At 67.5% G+C, this 16,837-nt stretch carries 10 protein-coding genes; 1 reads left to right on the top strand and 9 read right to left on the bottom strand.

The window, feature by feature from the left end; translation table 11 throughout:
* Positions 1-11 precede the first annotated feature (11 nt).
* From ACGFNN_RS16025 to ngcE, 9 genes are all read right to left on the bottom strand, one after another.
* Complete coding sequence (locus ACGFNN_RS16025; protein WP_393556294.1) at positions 12-1,514, bottom strand: amino acid permease; 1,503 nt, start codon at positions 1,512-1,514, stop codon at positions 12-14.
* Between the two features lie 153 nt (positions 1,515-1,667).
* A complete protein-coding gene (gene dxs / locus ACGFNN_RS16020) occupies positions 1,668-3,581 on the bottom strand; it encodes a 1-deoxy-D-xylulose-5-phosphate synthase (protein ID WP_393556292.1) in 1,914 nt (637 codons plus the stop codon).
* Positions 3,582-3,753: 172 nt separating this feature from the next.
* Positions 3,754-5,034: a sugar ABC transporter permease gene (locus ACGFNN_RS16015; RefSeq protein ID WP_393556290.1), complete on the bottom strand. Its 1,281-nt coding sequence runs from the start codon at positions 5,032-5,034 to the stop codon at positions 3,754-3,756.
* Positions 5,031-5,819, bottom strand: coding sequence for an ATP-binding cassette domain-containing protein (locus tag ACGFNN_RS16010; protein WP_365529075.1), 789 nt, complete (start codon positions 5,817-5,819; stop codon positions 5,031-5,033). The genes ACGFNN_RS16015 and ACGFNN_RS16010 overlap by 4 nt, the downstream gene beginning before the upstream one ends.
* A 199-nt stretch (positions 5,820-6,018) precedes the next feature.
* A complete protein-coding gene (locus ACGFNN_RS16005; RefSeq protein ID WP_393556288.1) occupies positions 6,019-7,128 on the bottom strand; it encodes a sugar ABC transporter substrate-binding protein in 1,110 nt (369 codons plus the stop codon).
* Between the two features lie 119 nt (positions 7,129-7,247).
* A complete protein-coding gene (locus tag ACGFNN_RS16000; RefSeq protein WP_362554940.1) occupies positions 7,248-8,447 on the bottom strand; it encodes an ROK family transcriptional regulator in 1,200 nt (399 codons plus the stop codon).
* Between the two features lie 250 nt (positions 8,448-8,697).
* Positions 8,698-9,570 carry a carbohydrate ABC transporter permease gene (locus ACGFNN_RS15995; protein WP_393556286.1) on the bottom strand — a complete coding sequence of 291 codons (873 nt, stop codon included), beginning with the start codon at positions 9,568-9,570 and terminating at the stop codon, positions 8,698-8,700.
* On the bottom strand, positions 9,567-10,622 hold the full coding sequence (locus ACGFNN_RS15990) for a carbohydrate ABC transporter permease (protein WP_393556284.1): 1,056 nt from the start codon (positions 10,620-10,622) through the stop codon (positions 9,567-9,569). Before ACGFNN_RS15990 ends, ACGFNN_RS15995 begins: the two co-directional genes overlap by 4 nt.
* 7 nt (positions 10,623-10,629) lie before the next feature.
* Complete coding sequence (ngcE, locus tag ACGFNN_RS15985; RefSeq protein ID WP_393556282.1) at positions 10,630-11,970, bottom strand: N-acetylglucosamine/diacetylchitobiose ABC transporter substrate-binding protein; 1,341 nt, start codon at positions 11,968-11,970, stop codon at positions 10,630-10,632.
* A gap of 862 nt (positions 11,971-12,832) precedes the next feature.
* Between ngcE and ACGFNN_RS15980 the strand changes: the two genes are divergently transcribed.
* Positions 12,833-16,681, top strand: a complete 3,849-nt coding sequence (locus tag ACGFNN_RS15980; protein ID WP_393556280.1) for a GH92 family glycosyl hydrolase — start codon at positions 12,833-12,835, stop codon at positions 16,679-16,681.
* Positions 16,682-16,837 lie beyond the last annotated feature (156 nt).

Genomic DNA, 16,837 nt, shown 5'->3' with positions numbered 1-16,837 from the left:
CTCACTCCCCCTCAGACGCGCTTCGCCATACGGCTGTTCCTGCGCCCGTAGAGGAAGTAGACCAGGACCCCGATCGCCATCCAGATCCCGAACCGCAGCCAGGTCTCCGCCGGCAGGTTGAGCATCAGCCAGACCGAGGCGGCCACCGAGACGATCGGGAGCACCGGCACCCACGGGGTGCGGAAGGCGCGGTGCAGTTCGGGGCGGGTGCGGCGCAGCACGATGACGCCGAGCGCCACGACCACGAACGCGAAGAGCGTCCCGATGTTCACCAGAGTGGCCAGCTCGTTGATGCTGGTGAAGCCGGCCACGATCGCGATGATCACGCCGAGGAGGATCGTCGGGCGGTACGGGGTGCCGAACCGGGGGTGCGTCCTGGAGAAGAACCGCGGGAGCAGGCCGTCACGGCTCATCGCGAAGAACACCCGGGTCTGGCCGAGCAGCAGGATCATGCAGACCGTGGTGAGGCCGACCGCGGCGCCGAAGCTGATGACACCCGCGTAGAAGGGGTGCCCGACCGCCTTGAAGGCGTCGGCCAGAGGTGCGCTGACGGAGAGTTCGGAGTAGTTCTGCATCCCGGTGACGACGATCGACACGGCGACGTACAGCAGGGTGCAGATCACGAGCGAGGCGAGGATGCCGCGCGGCATGTCCCGCTGCGGGAGCTTGGTCTCCTCGGCCGCGGTGGCCACGACGTCGAAGCCGATGAAGGCGAAGAAGACGATCGAGGCGGCGGTGAAGATGCCCATGACGCCGAAGTTCGTCGGTTCGTAGCCGAAGATCAGCTGGACCATGGGGGCGTCCAGACCCGATCCGCCCTCCTGCTTCTGGGCTTCGGGGATGAAGGGCGACCAGTTGGACGCGTCGATGAAGAACATCCCCGCGACGATGACGATCAGCACGACGGCGATCTTGATCGCCACCACGACCGTGGTCACCCTCGCGGAGAGCTTCATCCCGAGCACCAGGATGACGGTCAGGAGCAGGACCAGGGCGAACGCCAGGATGTCGAAGCCGAAGCCGCTCGCCACATCGGGGCCGGAGAGCACCTCGGGCATCGTCCAGCCGATGTTGTCCATGAGCGAGCGGACGTAGCCGGACCACCCGACCGCCACCACCGCGGTTCCGAGGGCGAACTCCAGCACCAGGTCCCAGCCGATGATCCACGCGACCAGCTCGCCGAGGGAGGCGTACGCGAAGGTGTACGCCGATCCTGCCACCGGGACGGTGGAGGCGAACTCCGCGTAGCAGAGCGCGGCGAGGGCGCAGACGATGCCGGCGGCGACGAAGGCGAGGGCGGTGGCGGGACCCGCGGTCTCCTTGGCCACCTTGCCTGTGAGGACGAAGATCCCGGTGCCGATGATGACACCCACGCCGAAGACCGTGAGGTCGAGAGCGGAAAGGGACTTCTTGAGCGCGTGCTCCGGTTCTTCCGTGTCGCGGATGGACTGCTCGACCGTCTTGGTCCGGAACAGCCCCTCTCTGCTGGGGGGCGTGTCATGCTGCGTGCTCACCGGCGTACCTCCACGCACTCGTCGTGCACGCCATGATTCGGAACCGGCAGCCCCACCATGCCCGCGAAGGCACGGTACATCCCGGTTTCACACGAATGGGCCGGCCGGACCACCCGAGTGGGGTGGTCCGGCCGGCCCGTCGCTGTGCGCGGATCAGTCGCGGACGGGCTCCGCGGTCCGGCTCTCGTACCGGCCGTCCAGCTTGGCCACCAGGCCGGTGACCTGGCGCGCGATGTCCGGTGCGGTCAGCCCGATCTCGGCCATGACCTCGCCGCGCGACGCGTGGTCCAGGAAGACCGGCGGGATGCCGAAGTCGCGCAGCGGTACGTCAACACCGGCGTCGCGCAGCGCCTGCGCGACGGCGGAGCCGACACCGCCGGCCCTGCTGTTGTCCTCGACGGTGACGACGACCCGGTGCTCCGCGGCGAGCGGGGCGAGTGCCTCGTCGACGGGCTTGACCCAGCGGGGGTCGACGACGGTGGTGGAGATGCCCTGGGCGTCCAGGAGCGCGGCGATCTCCAGGCACATCGGGGCGAGGGCTCCGACGGACACCAGCAGTACGTCGGGCTTCTCCGAACCGGCCGCGCGCAGGACGTCCATGCCGCCCACGGTCCCGACCGCATTGACGGCGGGGCCGACCGCACCCTTGGAGAAGCGGACGACGGTCGGTGCGTCGTCCACGGCGACGGCCTCGCGCAGCTGGGCGCGGACCTGGTCGGCGTCGCGCGGGGCGGCGATGCGCAGGGTAGGCACGCACTGGAGGATCGACATGTCCCACATGCCGTTGTGCGACGCCCCGTCCGTGCCGGTCACGCCCGCCCGGTCCAGGACGAACGTCACTCCGCACTTGTGGAGCGCGACGTCCATCAGCACCTGGTCGAAGGCGCGGTTGAGGAAGGTCGCGTAGACCGCGAAGACGGGGTGCAGGCCGCCGGTGGCCAGGCCCGCCGCGGAGACCGCGCCGTGCTGCTCGGCGATCCCGACGTCGTAGATCCGCTCCGGGAACGCCTCCTCGAACTTGCCGAGGCCGACAGGCTGGAGCATCGCCGCGGTGATGGCGACGATGTCCTCGCGCTCGTGGCCGAGCTTGACCATCTCCTCACCGAAGACCGAGGTCCAGTCGAGGCCCGAGGTCGAGATGGGCAGACCGGTGTCCGGGTGGATCTTGCCGACCGCGTGGAAGCGGTCCGCCTCGTCCTCCAGGGCGGGGGTGTAGCCGCGTCCCTTCTCGGTGAGGCAGTGCACGATGACGGGGCCGCCGAAGCGCTTGGCCCGCTGCAGCGCGGACTCCAGGGCCTCGATGTCGTGACCGTCGATGGGGCCGACGTACTTCAGGCCGAGGTCCTCGAACATGCCCTGCGGGGCGATGAAGTCCTTGAGGCCCTTCTTGGCTCCGTGCAGGGTCTCGTAGAGCGGCTTGCCGACGACCGGCGTGCGCTCCAGGATGTCCTTGCCGCGGGCCAGGAACCGCTCGTAGCCGTCGGTGGTGCGCAGCGTGGCGAGGTGGTTCGCGAGACCGCCGATGGTCGGCGCGTAGGAACGCTCGTTGTCGTTGACGACGATCACGAGGGGGCGGTCCTTGGCGGCGGCGATGTTGTTCAGCGCTTCCCAGGCCATACCGCCGGTGAGCGCTCCGTCACCGATGACGGCGACGACGTGGTCGTCCTTGCCGCGGATCTCGTTGGCCTTGGCGAGGCCGTCGGCCCAGCCGAGGACGGTCGAGGCGTGCGAGTTCTCGATGACGTCGTGCTCGGACTCGGCGCGGGACGGGTATCCGGAGAGTCCGCCCTTGCTCTTGAGCTTCGAGAAGTCCTGCCGGCCGGTGAGCAGCTTGTGCACGTAGCTCTGGTGGCCGGTGTCGAAGAGGACCTTGTCCTGCGGGGACTCGAAGACGCGGTGCAGGGCGATGGTCAGCTCGACCACACCCAGGTTCGGGCCGAGGTGGCCGCCGGTCTTGGACACCTCCTCGACGAGGAAGGTCCGGATCTCGCCGGCGAGCTGGTCGAGCTGCTCGAGGCCGAGCCGGTCCAGGTCGCGCGGTCCCCTGATGCGGGTCAGCAGGTCCACCCGTGCCTCCTTGCTTGTGAGCTGGTCGAGCGTGTCGATCCGATGAGTCTAATGTTCCGCCGACGGGCCCGGTCATCGGGCGGCGCATCGCGCCACGTCGCGCTGGTACCGCCGGACGCGCCTGTGCCCGGCATCACGGACGATGCCGGGCACAGGCGTGCGGGTGCGACGGTCAGGCGCGGCCTGCGGTCTTCTGCGTCTTGCGGGTGATGGAGTCGATCACGACCGTGATGAGGAGGACGGCGCCGGTGATCATGTAGTTGATCGGCGTGGCGATGCCCTCCAGGGCGAGGCCGTACTGGATCGAGACGATCACCATGACACCGAGCAGCGCGTTCCAGGTGCGGCCGCGGCCGCCGAAGAGGCTGGTGCCGCCGATGACGGCCGCCGCGATGACGTTCATCAGGAGGTCACCGCCGCCGGAGCCCTGGTTGGCCGCGGCGATCTTGGAGGCCCAGAAGAGGCCGCCGATCGCCGCGAAGGTGCCGGCGATGGAGAAGACCGAGATGCGGATGGCGGTGACGTTGATGCCCGCGCGGCGGGACGCCTCGACGCTGCCGCCGAGCGCGAAGATCTTCCGGCCGTAGGAGGTGCGGCGCAGGACGAAGTCCGTACCGACCAGCACGATGAGGAAGAGGACCAGGGCCAGCGGCAGACCGCGGTACTGGTTGAACATGAACGCCGCGCCGAAGGAGAACAGCGCGAGGATCACGGTGCGCACGACGATGTCGACGACCGGCCGCGAGGGGACACCGGCAGCCTCACGGCGGCGGGTGTCGAGGAACGCGGAGAGGAAGTAGCCGATCACCGCGACGGCCGCGAGGCCGTAGGCGGCGGCGACGTCCGAGAAGTAGTACGTGGTCAGGTTGCCGACCACGCCGTCGCTGTCGAGGTTGATGGTGCCGGTGTCGCCGAGCAGCTGGAGCATGAAGCCCAGCCAGAACAGCAGGCCGGCGAGGGTGACGGCGAAGGCGGGGGCGCCTATCCGTGCGAAGAAGAAGCCGTGGATGGCTCCGATGACCGCGCCGCTGGCTATCGCGACGACGACGGCGAGCCACTCGTTCATCCCGTGTGTGACGCTGAGCACGGCGACGACGGCGCCGGCGACACCACTGACGGAGCCGACCGAGAGGTCGATCTCGCCGAGCAGCAGCACGAAGATGATGCCGACGGCCATCATGCCGGTGGCCACCATCGTCACGGCGATGTCGCTGACGTTCTTCGCGGAGAGGAACTCGGAGTTCAGGCTCTGGAAGACCACGCAGATGATGATCAGGCCGATGATCACGGGGATCGAGCCGAGGTCACCGCCGCGCATCTTCCGCTTGAACTCGCTGAGGTATCCGGCGAAGCCCTGCTCGCGCACGAGGAGGCGGGGGTCGACCGCGATGTCGGCGCCCTTGGCCGCCTCCGGGTTGACCACTGCGGTGGACTTCTTGTCGGTGGTCGTCACTTCTGGGCCTCCGCGTTGCGCGCCGCACGACGGGTCACGGCATTCTCCGTGGCACCCGTGATGGCGGAGATGATCTCTTCCTGCGAGGTGGTCTTCACGTCGAAGACCCCGTTGTTCCGGCCCAGCCGGAGCACGGCGACCTTGTCGGCGACGGCCTTCACATCGGCCATGTTGTGGCTGATGAGGATGACCGCGTGACCGCGCTCACGCAGCCGCTCGACGAGGTCGAGGACCTGGGCGGTCTGCTCGACGCCGAGCGCGGCGGTGGGCTCGTCGAGGATCACGAGCTTGGGCTCGCCCAGCATCGAACGCGCGATGGCGACGGTCTGGCGCTGACCGCCGGAGAGCGAGGCGATCGGGATCCGGACGCTGGGGATGCGGATCGACAGAGTGCTGAGGAGCTCGCGCGAGCGGCGCTCCATCTCGACCTCGTCGAGGATCCCGAACTTGCGGAGCTCCCTGCCGAGGTAGAGGTTGCCGACGACATCGATGTTGTCGCAGAGCGCGAGGTCCTGGTAGACCGTGGCGATGCCCAGGCCCTGGGCGTCGTGCGGCTTGTTGATCTGGACGGGCCGGCCGTCCCACTCGATGACACCGTCATCGATGGGGTGCACCCCGGCGATCGTCTTGACCAGCGTTGACTTACCTGCGCCGTTGTCACCCACCAGGGCGACCACCTCGCCGGCGTGGATCTCGAGCTCGACGTCGGTGAGCGCCTGGACGGCACCGAATCGCTTCGAGACCCCTCGCAACGCCAACACGGGCGTAGCGGACACGTGAACCATCTCCTTCGCCGCCTGACCCGGCGGGGATACCGCGCCTGGGGGGAGGCGCGGTGGTTGAGCAGAAGAGTGAGAAACAGCGGAAGCGTTCCGTCCGGCGCCCCGCCCGGCAGCGGGACAGTTGGTGGGCAGGACGCCGGACAGGCTTCCGGGTGGCCGCCCGGCCCCGTCCCCTACGGGGCGGGCCGGACGGTCGGGGGGGCTACTGCAGGCCGGCGGAGGTGCAGGCGGCCTTGTACTTGGCCGTGCAGATCTCGTCGAGCTTCCAGATGCCGTCCTTGATGACGGTGTCCTTGATGTTGTCCTTGGTCAGCGAGACGACCGGGACGAGGACGGTGGCGATGCCCTTGGTGCCGGCGTTGTCGACCTTGGACGTGGCGATGGTGTCGAGCTTCTCGCCCTTGGCGAGCGCGACGGCCATCTCCGCGGCGACGATGCCCTCCTGCGGGTAGGACTTGTAGACGCTCATGAACTGCTCACCGCTGACGATGCGCTGCACACCGGCGAGTTCGGCGTCCTGGCCGGTGACCGGCGGGAGCTTGGAGAGCCCGGCCGACTTGAGGGCCTGAATGATGCCGCCCGCCATGCCGTCGTTGGCGGAGTAGACGCCGGCGATCTTGTCCTTGCCGAGGGCCGTGATCGCGCCCTCCATGTTGGCGTTGGCGTTCTCCGGCTTCCACTCCTTGGTGTCGTACTCCTTGCCGTACGTCACCTTGCCGTCGAGGACCGACTTGGCGCCCTTCTTGAAGAGGGCGGCGTTCGGGTCGGTGATCGAGCCGTTCATCATCACGATGGTGGGCTTGGCGGCGTCGCCCAGGGCCTCGAGGAGGGCCTTGCCCTGCACGCGGCCGACCTCTTCGTTGTCGAACGAGGTGTAGGCGTCGATCGGGCCCTCGGCGAGGCGGTCGAAGGCGACGACGGGGATGCCGGCGTCCTTGGCCTTCTTCACGCTGTTCTCGATGGCCTTGGCGTCCACCGCGTCGATGATCAGCGCGTCGACCTTGTTCGTGATCATGGTGTCGACCTGCTGCGCCTGCAGCGTGGCGTCCTGCTTGGCGTTGGCGTAGGTGACCTCCGCCTTGCCGCCGGTCAGCTCGCTGACCTTCTTCTCGATGATCGGCTTGTCGAACTTCTCGTAACGAGCCGTGACGTTCTCGGGGAGGAGCAGACCGATCTTGAGATCGTCGCCCTTCTTCGCCGAGTCGGAACCGGCCTTGTCGCCGGACTCCTTGGCACTTCCACAGGCCGCGAGCGAGACGGCCATGGTGGTGGCGGCAACGGCAACGGCGGCACGACGCATACGCGTGTTCATTTCGAACCTCCCTGACGAGGCCGCGACGTTGCGGCCGAGGTGGCTGGAAGTCAACTCGGCCGCAGGGGCGGCGTCAAGGAGTAAATTCTTAACGAGATGACAACGGTGCCATTCGTTATCTAAGTGAAGGCAGGAGTGGCCCCGGGGAGCGTGCTCTCCAAAAGGGTTGAATCGCCCATCTCGCTCAGCACGAGGGCCAGTGCGCCGAGCACCTCGGCACGGCCCCCGAGGGCCCCAGGAAGCACGGAGAGCTGCCGTGCGGCACTGGGGATGGCGTAGCGCGAGACGGAGTCCCTGATGGGCCCCAGGACGAGCTCTCCGGCCTCCGCCAGGGAGCCGCCGAGCACGACCCTGCTGGGGTTGAGCAGGTTGCACAGGTTGGCCACGCCGCTGCCGATGTGCCGGCCGACGTCACCGATCACCCTGCGGCAGCCGGGATCGCCCTCGCGGGCCAGCTGGACCATCCGCTCCATGGTGAGATCGGGGCCGTGGCTCGGTCTCAGCAGGGGCAGGACGTACCGGGCGGCGGTGAAGGTCTCCAGGCAGCCGCGGTTGCCGCAGCGGCAGACGGGGCCCGACTCGTCCAGGGTGATGTGGCCGATCTCGCCGGCCGTGCCGCCCGGGCCGCGGTAGATGTGCCCGTCGATCACCAGCCCGGCGCCGACGCCGCTGGCGACCTTGATGTACGCGAGGTCCTTGACGCCCCTGCCGCTGCCCCAGACGAGCTCACCGAGCGCCCCGAGGTTGGCATCGTTGTCGACGTAGACCGGCACCCCGAGACGGCCCGCGAGCTCCTGGCTGGGGTTGATCCCCGTCCAGCCCGGCAGGATCGAGGTGGAGCCGAGGGTGCCGGACTCGACGTCGATGGGGCCCGGTACGCCGAGGCCCACACCGATGACCTTGCCGGGGCTGATCCCGGTGCTCTCGATCAGGCGGTTCACCAACTGCTCGGCGCGGCCGAAGCCCTGGGCGGAGGAGGCGTCCACGTCGAGCGGCTCGGACTCCTCGGCCAGCACCTGGTGGGCGAGGTTCCCGATGGCCACCCGCAGGTGCGTGTGACCGAAGTCGACCCCGATGACGATTCCGGCGTCGCCGCTGAGAGAGACGCTCCTGGCCCGGCGCCCACCCGCCGAGGTGGGGGTCACCTCGACCGTGCCGCCGTCCTTCAGCTCACGCACGATGTTGGAGACGGTGGCCGCGGAGAGCCCGGTGCTCCTGGCGATCTCGGCCTGAGTCAGCGACCCTGCCATCCTTACGGCACGCACGACCCGCTCGAGGTTGGCCCTATGCAGAGATGTCTGCGACCCCGGAGTCTCCATTGACCCACCCTTATCCGTGGCCCGCGTCACCCTGGGTAACCGAACCTTGTACAAGTTATGAACTCCAAAGCTCCGCTGAGGATACCTATGCCGTCAACCCCTTGACGGAAATCGGCTCCCACCCCTTACACAGAGGCCGGGCCCCGGAGAGTTGTCTCTCCGGGGCCCGGCCTCTGTGTAAGGGGTGGGAGCAGCGATTACGTGATGGCGCCTGCCTGCGGACCGGCGAAGCGACCCGGCCGACCGGGCGTCAGCGGAAGGTGCCCTGTGACACCGAACCGGCGATCCGGCGCTGGAAGATGACGTACACGACCAGTACAGGCACCACCGTGATCACGATCGCCGCGAACAGCGCACCGTAGTCGACGTCGTAGACCTGCGAGGACGCGTACGCGGCCATCCCCTGGGTCAGGACCCACATGTCCTGGTCGGTGTTGAGCGCCACCGGCAGCAGGAACTGGTTCCACAGCCCCAGGAAGTTGAAGATCGCCACCGCTGCCATGCCCGGACTGGCCATCGGCAGCATGACCTGGAAGAACGCCCGCCAGTCACCGGCACCGTCGATCAACGCGGCCTCGTAGACGTCATGCGGCAGTGACCGGAAGAACGAATAGAGGAAGAACACCGTGAACGGCAGCGCGAACGCGACGTAGGTGAGGATCAGTCCCAGACGCGTGTTCAGCAACCCGAAGTTCTGCAACTGGAAGAACAGCGGCACGATCGCCAGGAAGACCGGGAACGTCAGTCCGGCCAGCATCGTGTAGTAGATCAGCCGGCGCCCCGGGAACTGGAACCTGGCCAGGATGTAGGCGCACATCGCACCCAGCAACATCACCAGGAACAACCCGGAGACAACGACGATCACCGAATTCAGGAAGTACTTCCCGATGTTCGCGTCGGTCCACGCGTTCGCGTAGTTCTCGACCCTCCAGTGGTCCGGGAGCGAGAAGGGCGACGACAGGATCTCGCCGGTCGACTTGAACGACGACATCAGAATCCACAGCATGGGCACGATCACGACCACGGACCATATGCCCAGCAGGACGTGCGAGATCGTGGCGAAGACACGGTCACTGTTCGAGGTGACTCTGACCAGTTTCCGATCGGCGGTTACGGCGCTCACTGAGCACCTCCCTTGGCTCCAGCACGCCGAGCCTTGAACCCACGCGCTTTCTCTTTGCCCTCGCCACCGCCGGTCAGGCGGAAGACGGTGAACACCAGCGCCGCGAACACCAGGGTGACGACCGCGAGGACGACACCCATAGCGGTGGCGTATCCGAACTGCTGTTTCGCGAAGGCGACGTTGAACAGCCGCTGGCTGATGGTCAGGGTCGAGTTGGCCGGCCCGCCGTTCGGCAACAGTGCCTGTACGTAGACGAACGCGTCCAGCGCGGCGATGCCGAGATAGACGTACGCCGTCTGCACACTGTCCCGGATTCCCGGCAGGGTGATCGAGATGGTGGTCCGAAGCCGTCCGGCCCCGTCGATCCTGGCCGCCTCGTACAGTTCCGCGGGAACTCCCTTGATCGCGGCGATGAAGAGCACCGCGTAGAACCCGACGAGTCCCCAGACGAAGACGAACATCAGGGACGGCATGGCGGTCGAGACCTCGCCCAGCCAGGCGAACGCCGCGAAGCCGTCAAGGCCGATCTTGGTGAGGAAGCCATTGACCAGGCCGGCGTTCGGGTCGAACATCTGCGCCCAGATCAGGCCGACGATGATCGCCGGCACGACGTAGGGGAAGAACGAGATGATCCGGTAGAACGACGCACCCCGGATCCCCCGGACGGGGCCCTTGCTGGGCCCGCCCAGCGTGATGGCCACCGCGACCCCGAGGGCGAGCGTCAACGTCACCAGCGGTACGACGGCCGCCAGCAGCGCCACGTTGCGCAACGCCCTCAGGAAGATGTCGTCCTCGAACATCTTGATGAAGTTGTCCAGCCCGACGAAGTTGTAGTCCGGGCTGAAGCCGCGCCAGTCCGTCATCGCCCAATAGATCGCCTGGACGAACGGCATCAGGACGAAAAGGATGAAGACCGCCAGCGGGACACCGAGGAACGCGAGGAAGAACGTCACCCGGTCGAAGGTGAGTTTGCGGCGCCCTGGACGCCCGCCGCGAGCGGCCGACTTGAGCCGGCCGCTCGTGGGTTCGGATTTGGTGATCGTGTCACTCATCGCGCTACTAGCTGACCTTGATCTTCTCGATGGAGGCGTCTTCCCGGATCTTGTCGGAGATCTTCTGCAGAGCCGAGGTCAGACCCTTGCCGTCGATGTCGCCGGCGAGGAACGAGTTCCACGGCACCAGCTGGTCGGTGTTCATGCCGTAGGCCTCGACGAACGTGTAGTTGAAGATGTTCTCGCCCGCGGCCTCCAGCATCTTCGTCTGCGAGACGAGGGCAGTGGAGCCGTAACCGTCGGCGGGCACGGTGCCCTTGACGATCGTCGGGGCCAGCTTCGTCTTGGAGAAGTTGGCGGCCGCCTTCTCGGACAGCATCGCCCGCAGGACCTCCTTGCCGCCGGCCGGGTTCTTGCCCTGCTTGGGAACGATGAACGGCTCACCCGCGGCCGCACGGAGCGCCTCGTAGGGGATCTTCGGCTTGTCCGTGAGCGTCATCGCCGGAACGCCGGCCATCTGGAAGTCGGCCTTGGTGGCGTCCTTCATCTCGTTCTCGATCCAGCCACCGGACGGGTAGAGCAGCGCCTTCTGGTCGTTGCTCCAGATCGCCTGCGCCTTCTGGAACTGGGTGCCGGAGCCGCCAGGGACGAACATCTTCTCCTTGACCATGGTCTCCATGACCTTGATGACCCCCTGGACCGCCGGGTGCGACCAGCAGCCCTTCTCCAGGTTCCCCAGCGCGATCCGGACCTCGTCGCCTCCCTCCTTGATCGCCGAGTCGATCAGGAGCGTCCGGTAGTAGGTCGCCGCTTCCTTGCCGTGGACGAAGAGGTACTTGCCCTTCTTCTTCGCCGCCTGGCCGAGGTCGAGCGCCTCGTCCCACGTCTTCGGCGGGGTCCAGCCGTTCGCCTCGAACAGCGTCTTGGAGTACCAGACGCCGTACACCGTCATCACGTAGTTGAGCGCGACGAACTTGTCCTTGAACGTGCCGGGGTCCTTGACGCCGGGGTAGACGATGTCGGCGATCTTCTTGCCCTCGTAGGTGCTGGCCTCGAAGACGTCGTCGAGCTCCTCGAGCTGGTCGAGAATGCCCAGGAAGCCGATCTGGTCCTCACCGGAGTTGTCGATGAGGTCCGGCGGGTTGCCGCCGACGAAGCGGGGCTGGAGCTCCGGGCCGATATCGACGACCGGCTTGACATCAACCTTGGTGCCGGCGATCTGGGCCCCGATGACCGTGTTGACGAACTCGACGTAGTCGGTGCCGTAACCGCCGTCGAAGATGGCCGCCTCGACCTTGGACTTCTCGGCGACGCCGAACGGGTTCTTGGCACTCTTCTCGCCCTTGGAGCCGCCGCCACCGTTGTCGTTGCTGGAGGGAGAGCCACACGCAACCGCGAACGAAGCCATGGCTGCAGTCGCGATCGCCCCGCGCAGGAGCGTTCGCCTGTCAAGAGAGCCGGCACGAATGGTCATCTCTGCGTCCTCACTGATCTATTGGATCTCTACGGGTTTGCTGCGTGTTCGGCTGCCGGGCCGGATTGGCCCCGTGCATGCCGCACTTCTCTTCGAGCGCGTCCTGATGTGGGTCTCCGCCTGCGATGTCGGAGGAGATGCGCATCAGGACGTTCAGCCGTCGTCTCGGAGCCGCTCAGCGGCACCGATGGTGATCACCTGAGTGACGTCGGAAAGGCGGTCGCCGTCGCTGCGGCCCGCGCGACAGTCGCGCTCCGTTTGATCGGGTCGCAATGGCCTACGCCGGGGGTGGATCCCATGCTCAAGTCCTCGCCTTCTCCAGGACTCAGGCGGTGTGTCGGGTCACCCGTGAGGAATTCGCCTGGGCGAAGGGCCCCGCCACCGCAGTCAGTTGCGCTTGGGTCGTGCAGATATGCCGGTTTTCGATGCAGTGGAGGATTTCCGGAAGGAATCGCGCGGCAGACGCTCCGGCGCCCACAACTGTCCCGTTCTCCCCCGCGCCCGCGCGCCGTTGTGAAGCGGCTGTGCAGACGCCGACAGGTATAGTCCACTTGCCGCCGACTGAGCAAGATCGAATGCAGGGTTGAGCGGCAGTCTTTCCCGAGTTGAGACCTCAGTGACACCTGCGCGGCACGCGCGCCCGCGCATGAGCCCCACTTTTCGCAATACGGTCGAATCGTCGGCGTCAACACCACGCAACACCCTTGACACATCACGCCACTTGCCTCCCTACTGGTACCCGCGCCCCACAATGACAACGTTGTCCACTGCTTGTTCTCGGGAGGAACGGCTCCGTATGCAGCCTCTACGCGGTCCTCAGCACGGCTCGCGCCACAGACACGGCCGATCGACCGCGGTCCTCGCGGCCGCGCTCGTCATGGCTCTGGCGGCCCCCGCCACCGCCCTCGCACAGCCCTCCGGCCCGGACCGGAAGCCGTCCGGCGACACGACCTTCAGTTCCTCCTTCGAGACCGACGAGAGGCAGCCGGACTGGCGCAACACCGTCGAGGAGGGCCCCGACGGCAAGAAGCGCGCCGCGGGTGTCGACGGCGGCTTCTCCGCCGGCATACCCGGCAGTGTCACCGACCGGGTCACCGACCTTCGCGCCAGCGACGAGAACAGCGGCGGCGGCGAGGGCAAGGAGAATCTGGTCGACGCCGACTCCGGCAGCAAGTGGCTGGCCTTCGAGTCCACGGGCTGGGTCGAGTTCGATCTCACCGAGCCCACGAAGGTCGTCACCTACGCGCTGACGTCGGCCAACGACCACGACGAGCGGGACCCCAAAGACTGGACCCTGAAGGGCTCGTCCGACGGCAAGACTTGGACGGACCTGGACACCCGCACCGGCGAGACCTTCTCGGAGCGGCTCCAGACGAAGTCGTACGACTTCACCACGGACACCGCGTACCAGCACTTCAGGCTGGAGATCACCAAGAACAACGGTGCCTCCGACGCGGTCCAGCTGGCGGACGTGCAGTTCTCCGACGGCGACACCTCCGCCCCGGCGCCCGACGACATGCGCACCCAGGCGGACCGGGGCCCCTCGGGTTCGCCCACCGCCAAGCAGGGCGCCGGCTTCACCGGGAAGAAGGCGCTGCGCTACGCCGGAACGCACAAGCCGGACGGGCGCGCCTACTCGTACAACAAGGTCTTCGACGTCGACACCGCCGTCACCAAGGACACCCAGCTCTCGTACCTGGTCTACCCGCAGATGGGGAAGACGGACCTCGACTACCCCGCGACCCATGTGGCGGTGGACCTCGCCTTCACCGACGGCACGTACCTCAGCGAGCTGAAGGCCACCGACAGCCACGGCGGGCTCCTCACCCCGCAGGGCCAGGCCGACGCCAAGCGGCTGTACGTGAACCAGTGGAACAAGGTCTCCTCCCGGATCGGCACGGTCGCCGCCGGCAAGACCGTCGACCGGATCCTGGTGGCGTACGACTCCCCGAAGGGGCCGTCGAAGTTCCAGGGCTGGATCGACGACATCTCCATCGCCCCCAAGGCTCCGGAGAAGCGCAAGGCGCACCTGTCGGACTACGCGTCGACCGTCCGCGGGACGAACTCCAGCGGCGGCTTCTCCCGGGGCAACAACTTCCCGGCGACCGCGGTGCCGCACGGCTTCAACTTCTGGACGCCGGTGACCAACGCCGGTTCGACCAGCTGGCTGTACGACTACTCCCGTGGCAACAACGAGGACAACCTGCCCACGCTGCAGGCGTTCGGCGCGAGCCACGAGCCGAGCCCCTGGATGGGCGACCGGCAGACGTTCCAGATGATGCCGTCGGCGGCCTCCGGTACCCCGGACGCCTCCCGCACGGCCCGTGCGCTGCCCTTCCGCCACGAGAACGAGACGGCGACGCCGCACTACTACGGGGTGACGTTCGAGAACGGCCTCAAGGCCGAGATGACGCCGACCGACCACGCGGCCCGCATGCGGTTCACCTACCCCGGTGACGACGCGAGCCTCGTCTTCGACAACGTCAACAACGACGGCGGTCTCACCCTCGACGCGGAGTCGGGCACCTTCACCGGTTACTCCGACGTCAAGAGCGGCGGCTCCACCGGCGCCACCCGTCTCTTCGTATACGGCTCCTTCGACGCCCCGGTCACCGACAGCGGGAAGCTGAAGGGTGGCGGCGGTGACGACGTGACCGGCTTCTTCCGCTTCGACGCCGGCAAGGACCGCACGGTCAACCTGCGGCTGGCCACCTCCCTGATCAGCGTGGACCAGGCGAAGAAGAACCTCGCCATGGAGCTGCCCGAGAAGACCTCCTTCGACCGGGTGGAGCGGGACGCCCAGCGCGCCTGGGACAAGATCCTCGGCAAGGTCGAGGTGGAGGGCGCCAACGCCGACCAGCTGACCACGCTCTACTCCAGCCTCTACCGGCTCTACCTCTACCCGAACTCCGGCTTCGAGCAGGTCGACGGGAAGTCCACCTACGCCTCCCCGTTCTCGAAGCAGACCGGCGAGAACACCCCGACCCACACCGGCGCGAAGATCGTCAAGGGTGAGGTGTACGTCAACAACGGCTTCTGGGACACCTACCGGACGACGTGGCCGGCGTACTCCTTCCTGTCGCCGAAGCAGGCCGGGAAGATGGTGGACGGCTTCGTCCAGCAGTACAAGGACGGCGGCTGGATCTCCCGTTGGTCCTCCCCCGGTTACTCCGACCTGATGACCGGCACCAGCTCCGACGTCGCCTTCGCCGACGCGTACGTCAAGGGTGTCGACTTCGACGCCGAAGCGGCGTACGACGCGGCGGTCAAGAACGCCACGGTGACTCCGCCGTCGTCGGGCGTCGGCCGCAAGGGCATGGAGACCTCGGTCTTCACCGGCTACGCGAACACCGAGACGCACGAGGGTCTCTCCTGGTCGCTGGAGGGCTACCTCAACGACTACGGCATCGCGCAGATGGGCAAGGCCCTCTACGCGAAGACGAAGAAGCAGCGCTACAAGGAGGAGTCGGAGTACTTCCTCAACCGGGCGCAGAACTACGTCAAGCTCTTCGACGACAAGGCCGGTTTCTTCCAGGGCAAGAAGCCGAACGGCGACTGGCGCCTGCCCTCGGACCAGTACGACCCGCGGGTCTGGGGCTACGACTACACGGAGACCAACGGCTGGGGCTACGCCTTCACCGCGCCGCAGGACAGCCGCGGTCTGGCCAACCTCTACGGCGGCCGTGACGGTCTGGCGAAGAAGCTGGACACCTACTTCTCCACTCCGGAGACCGCCGGGCCCGAGTTCACCGGCTCGTACGGCGGCGTGATCCACGAGATGACCGAGGCGCGCGACGTCCGGATGGGCCAGTACGGCCACAGCAACCAGGTCGCGCACCACGCCACCTACATGTACGACGCGGCGTCGCAGCCCTGGAAGACCCAGGAGAAGGTGCGCGAGGTCCTCGGCAGGCTCTACACCGGCAGCGAGATCGGTCAGGGCTACCACGGCGACGAGGACAACGGCGAGCAGTCGGCCTGGTTCCTCTTCTCCTCGCTCGGCTTCTACCCGCTGGTGATGGGCAGCGGTGAGTACGCCATCGGCTCGCCGCTCTTCACGAAGACGACGGTGCACCTGGAGAACGGCCGCGACCTGGTCGTCAAGGCGCCGAAGAACAGCGCGAAGAACATCTACGTCCAGGGTCTGAAGGTCAACGGCAAGAAGTGGAACTCCACTTCGCTCCCGCACGACCTGCTGGCCAAGGGTGGCGTCCTGGAGTTCGACATGGGCGCCGAGCCGTCCAAGTGGGGCACGGGCAAGGACGCGGCCCCGGTCTCGATCACCCAGGACGACAAGGTGCCCGCACCCAGGGGCGACGTGCTCAAGGGCGACGGCGCGCTCTACGACAACACCTCCGCGACCTCCGCCTCGGTCGAGTCGGTGGAGCTGCCGGCGGCCGCGGGCACGAAGGCGGTGCAGTACACGCTGACCTCCGACGCGGCGGCCAAGGCTCCGAAGGGCTGGGTGCTCCAGGGCTCGGCCGACGGGAAGTCCTGGAAGGACCTCGACAAGCGGTCCGGCCAGACGTTCGCCTGGGACAAGCAGACCCGGGTGTTCTCGGTGGCGGTGCCGAAGGCCTACGCGAAGTACCGGCTGGTGAGCGCCGAGGCCGCGACGCTGGCGGAGATCGAGCTGATCTCCTGAACGGCTGAACGGAGTTGACGGGCCGGGGGCGGGCCCCCCCCCCCCCGGGGGGGCGCCCCCCCGGGGGGGGGGGGGGGGGGCCCCGCGCCCCCCCCCCCCGCGGCGCCCCCCCCCCCCCCGCCCGGGGCCGCCCGGGGGGCGCCCCCCCCCCCCCCC

Origin of the sequence: Streptomyces sp. NPDC048590 (assembly GCF_043199535.1) — a bacterium.
Classification (GTDB): Bacteria; Actinomycetota; Actinomycetes; order Streptomycetales; family Streptomycetaceae; genus Streptomyces.
This window is presented reverse-complemented; position numbering and strand designations above follow the sequence as displayed.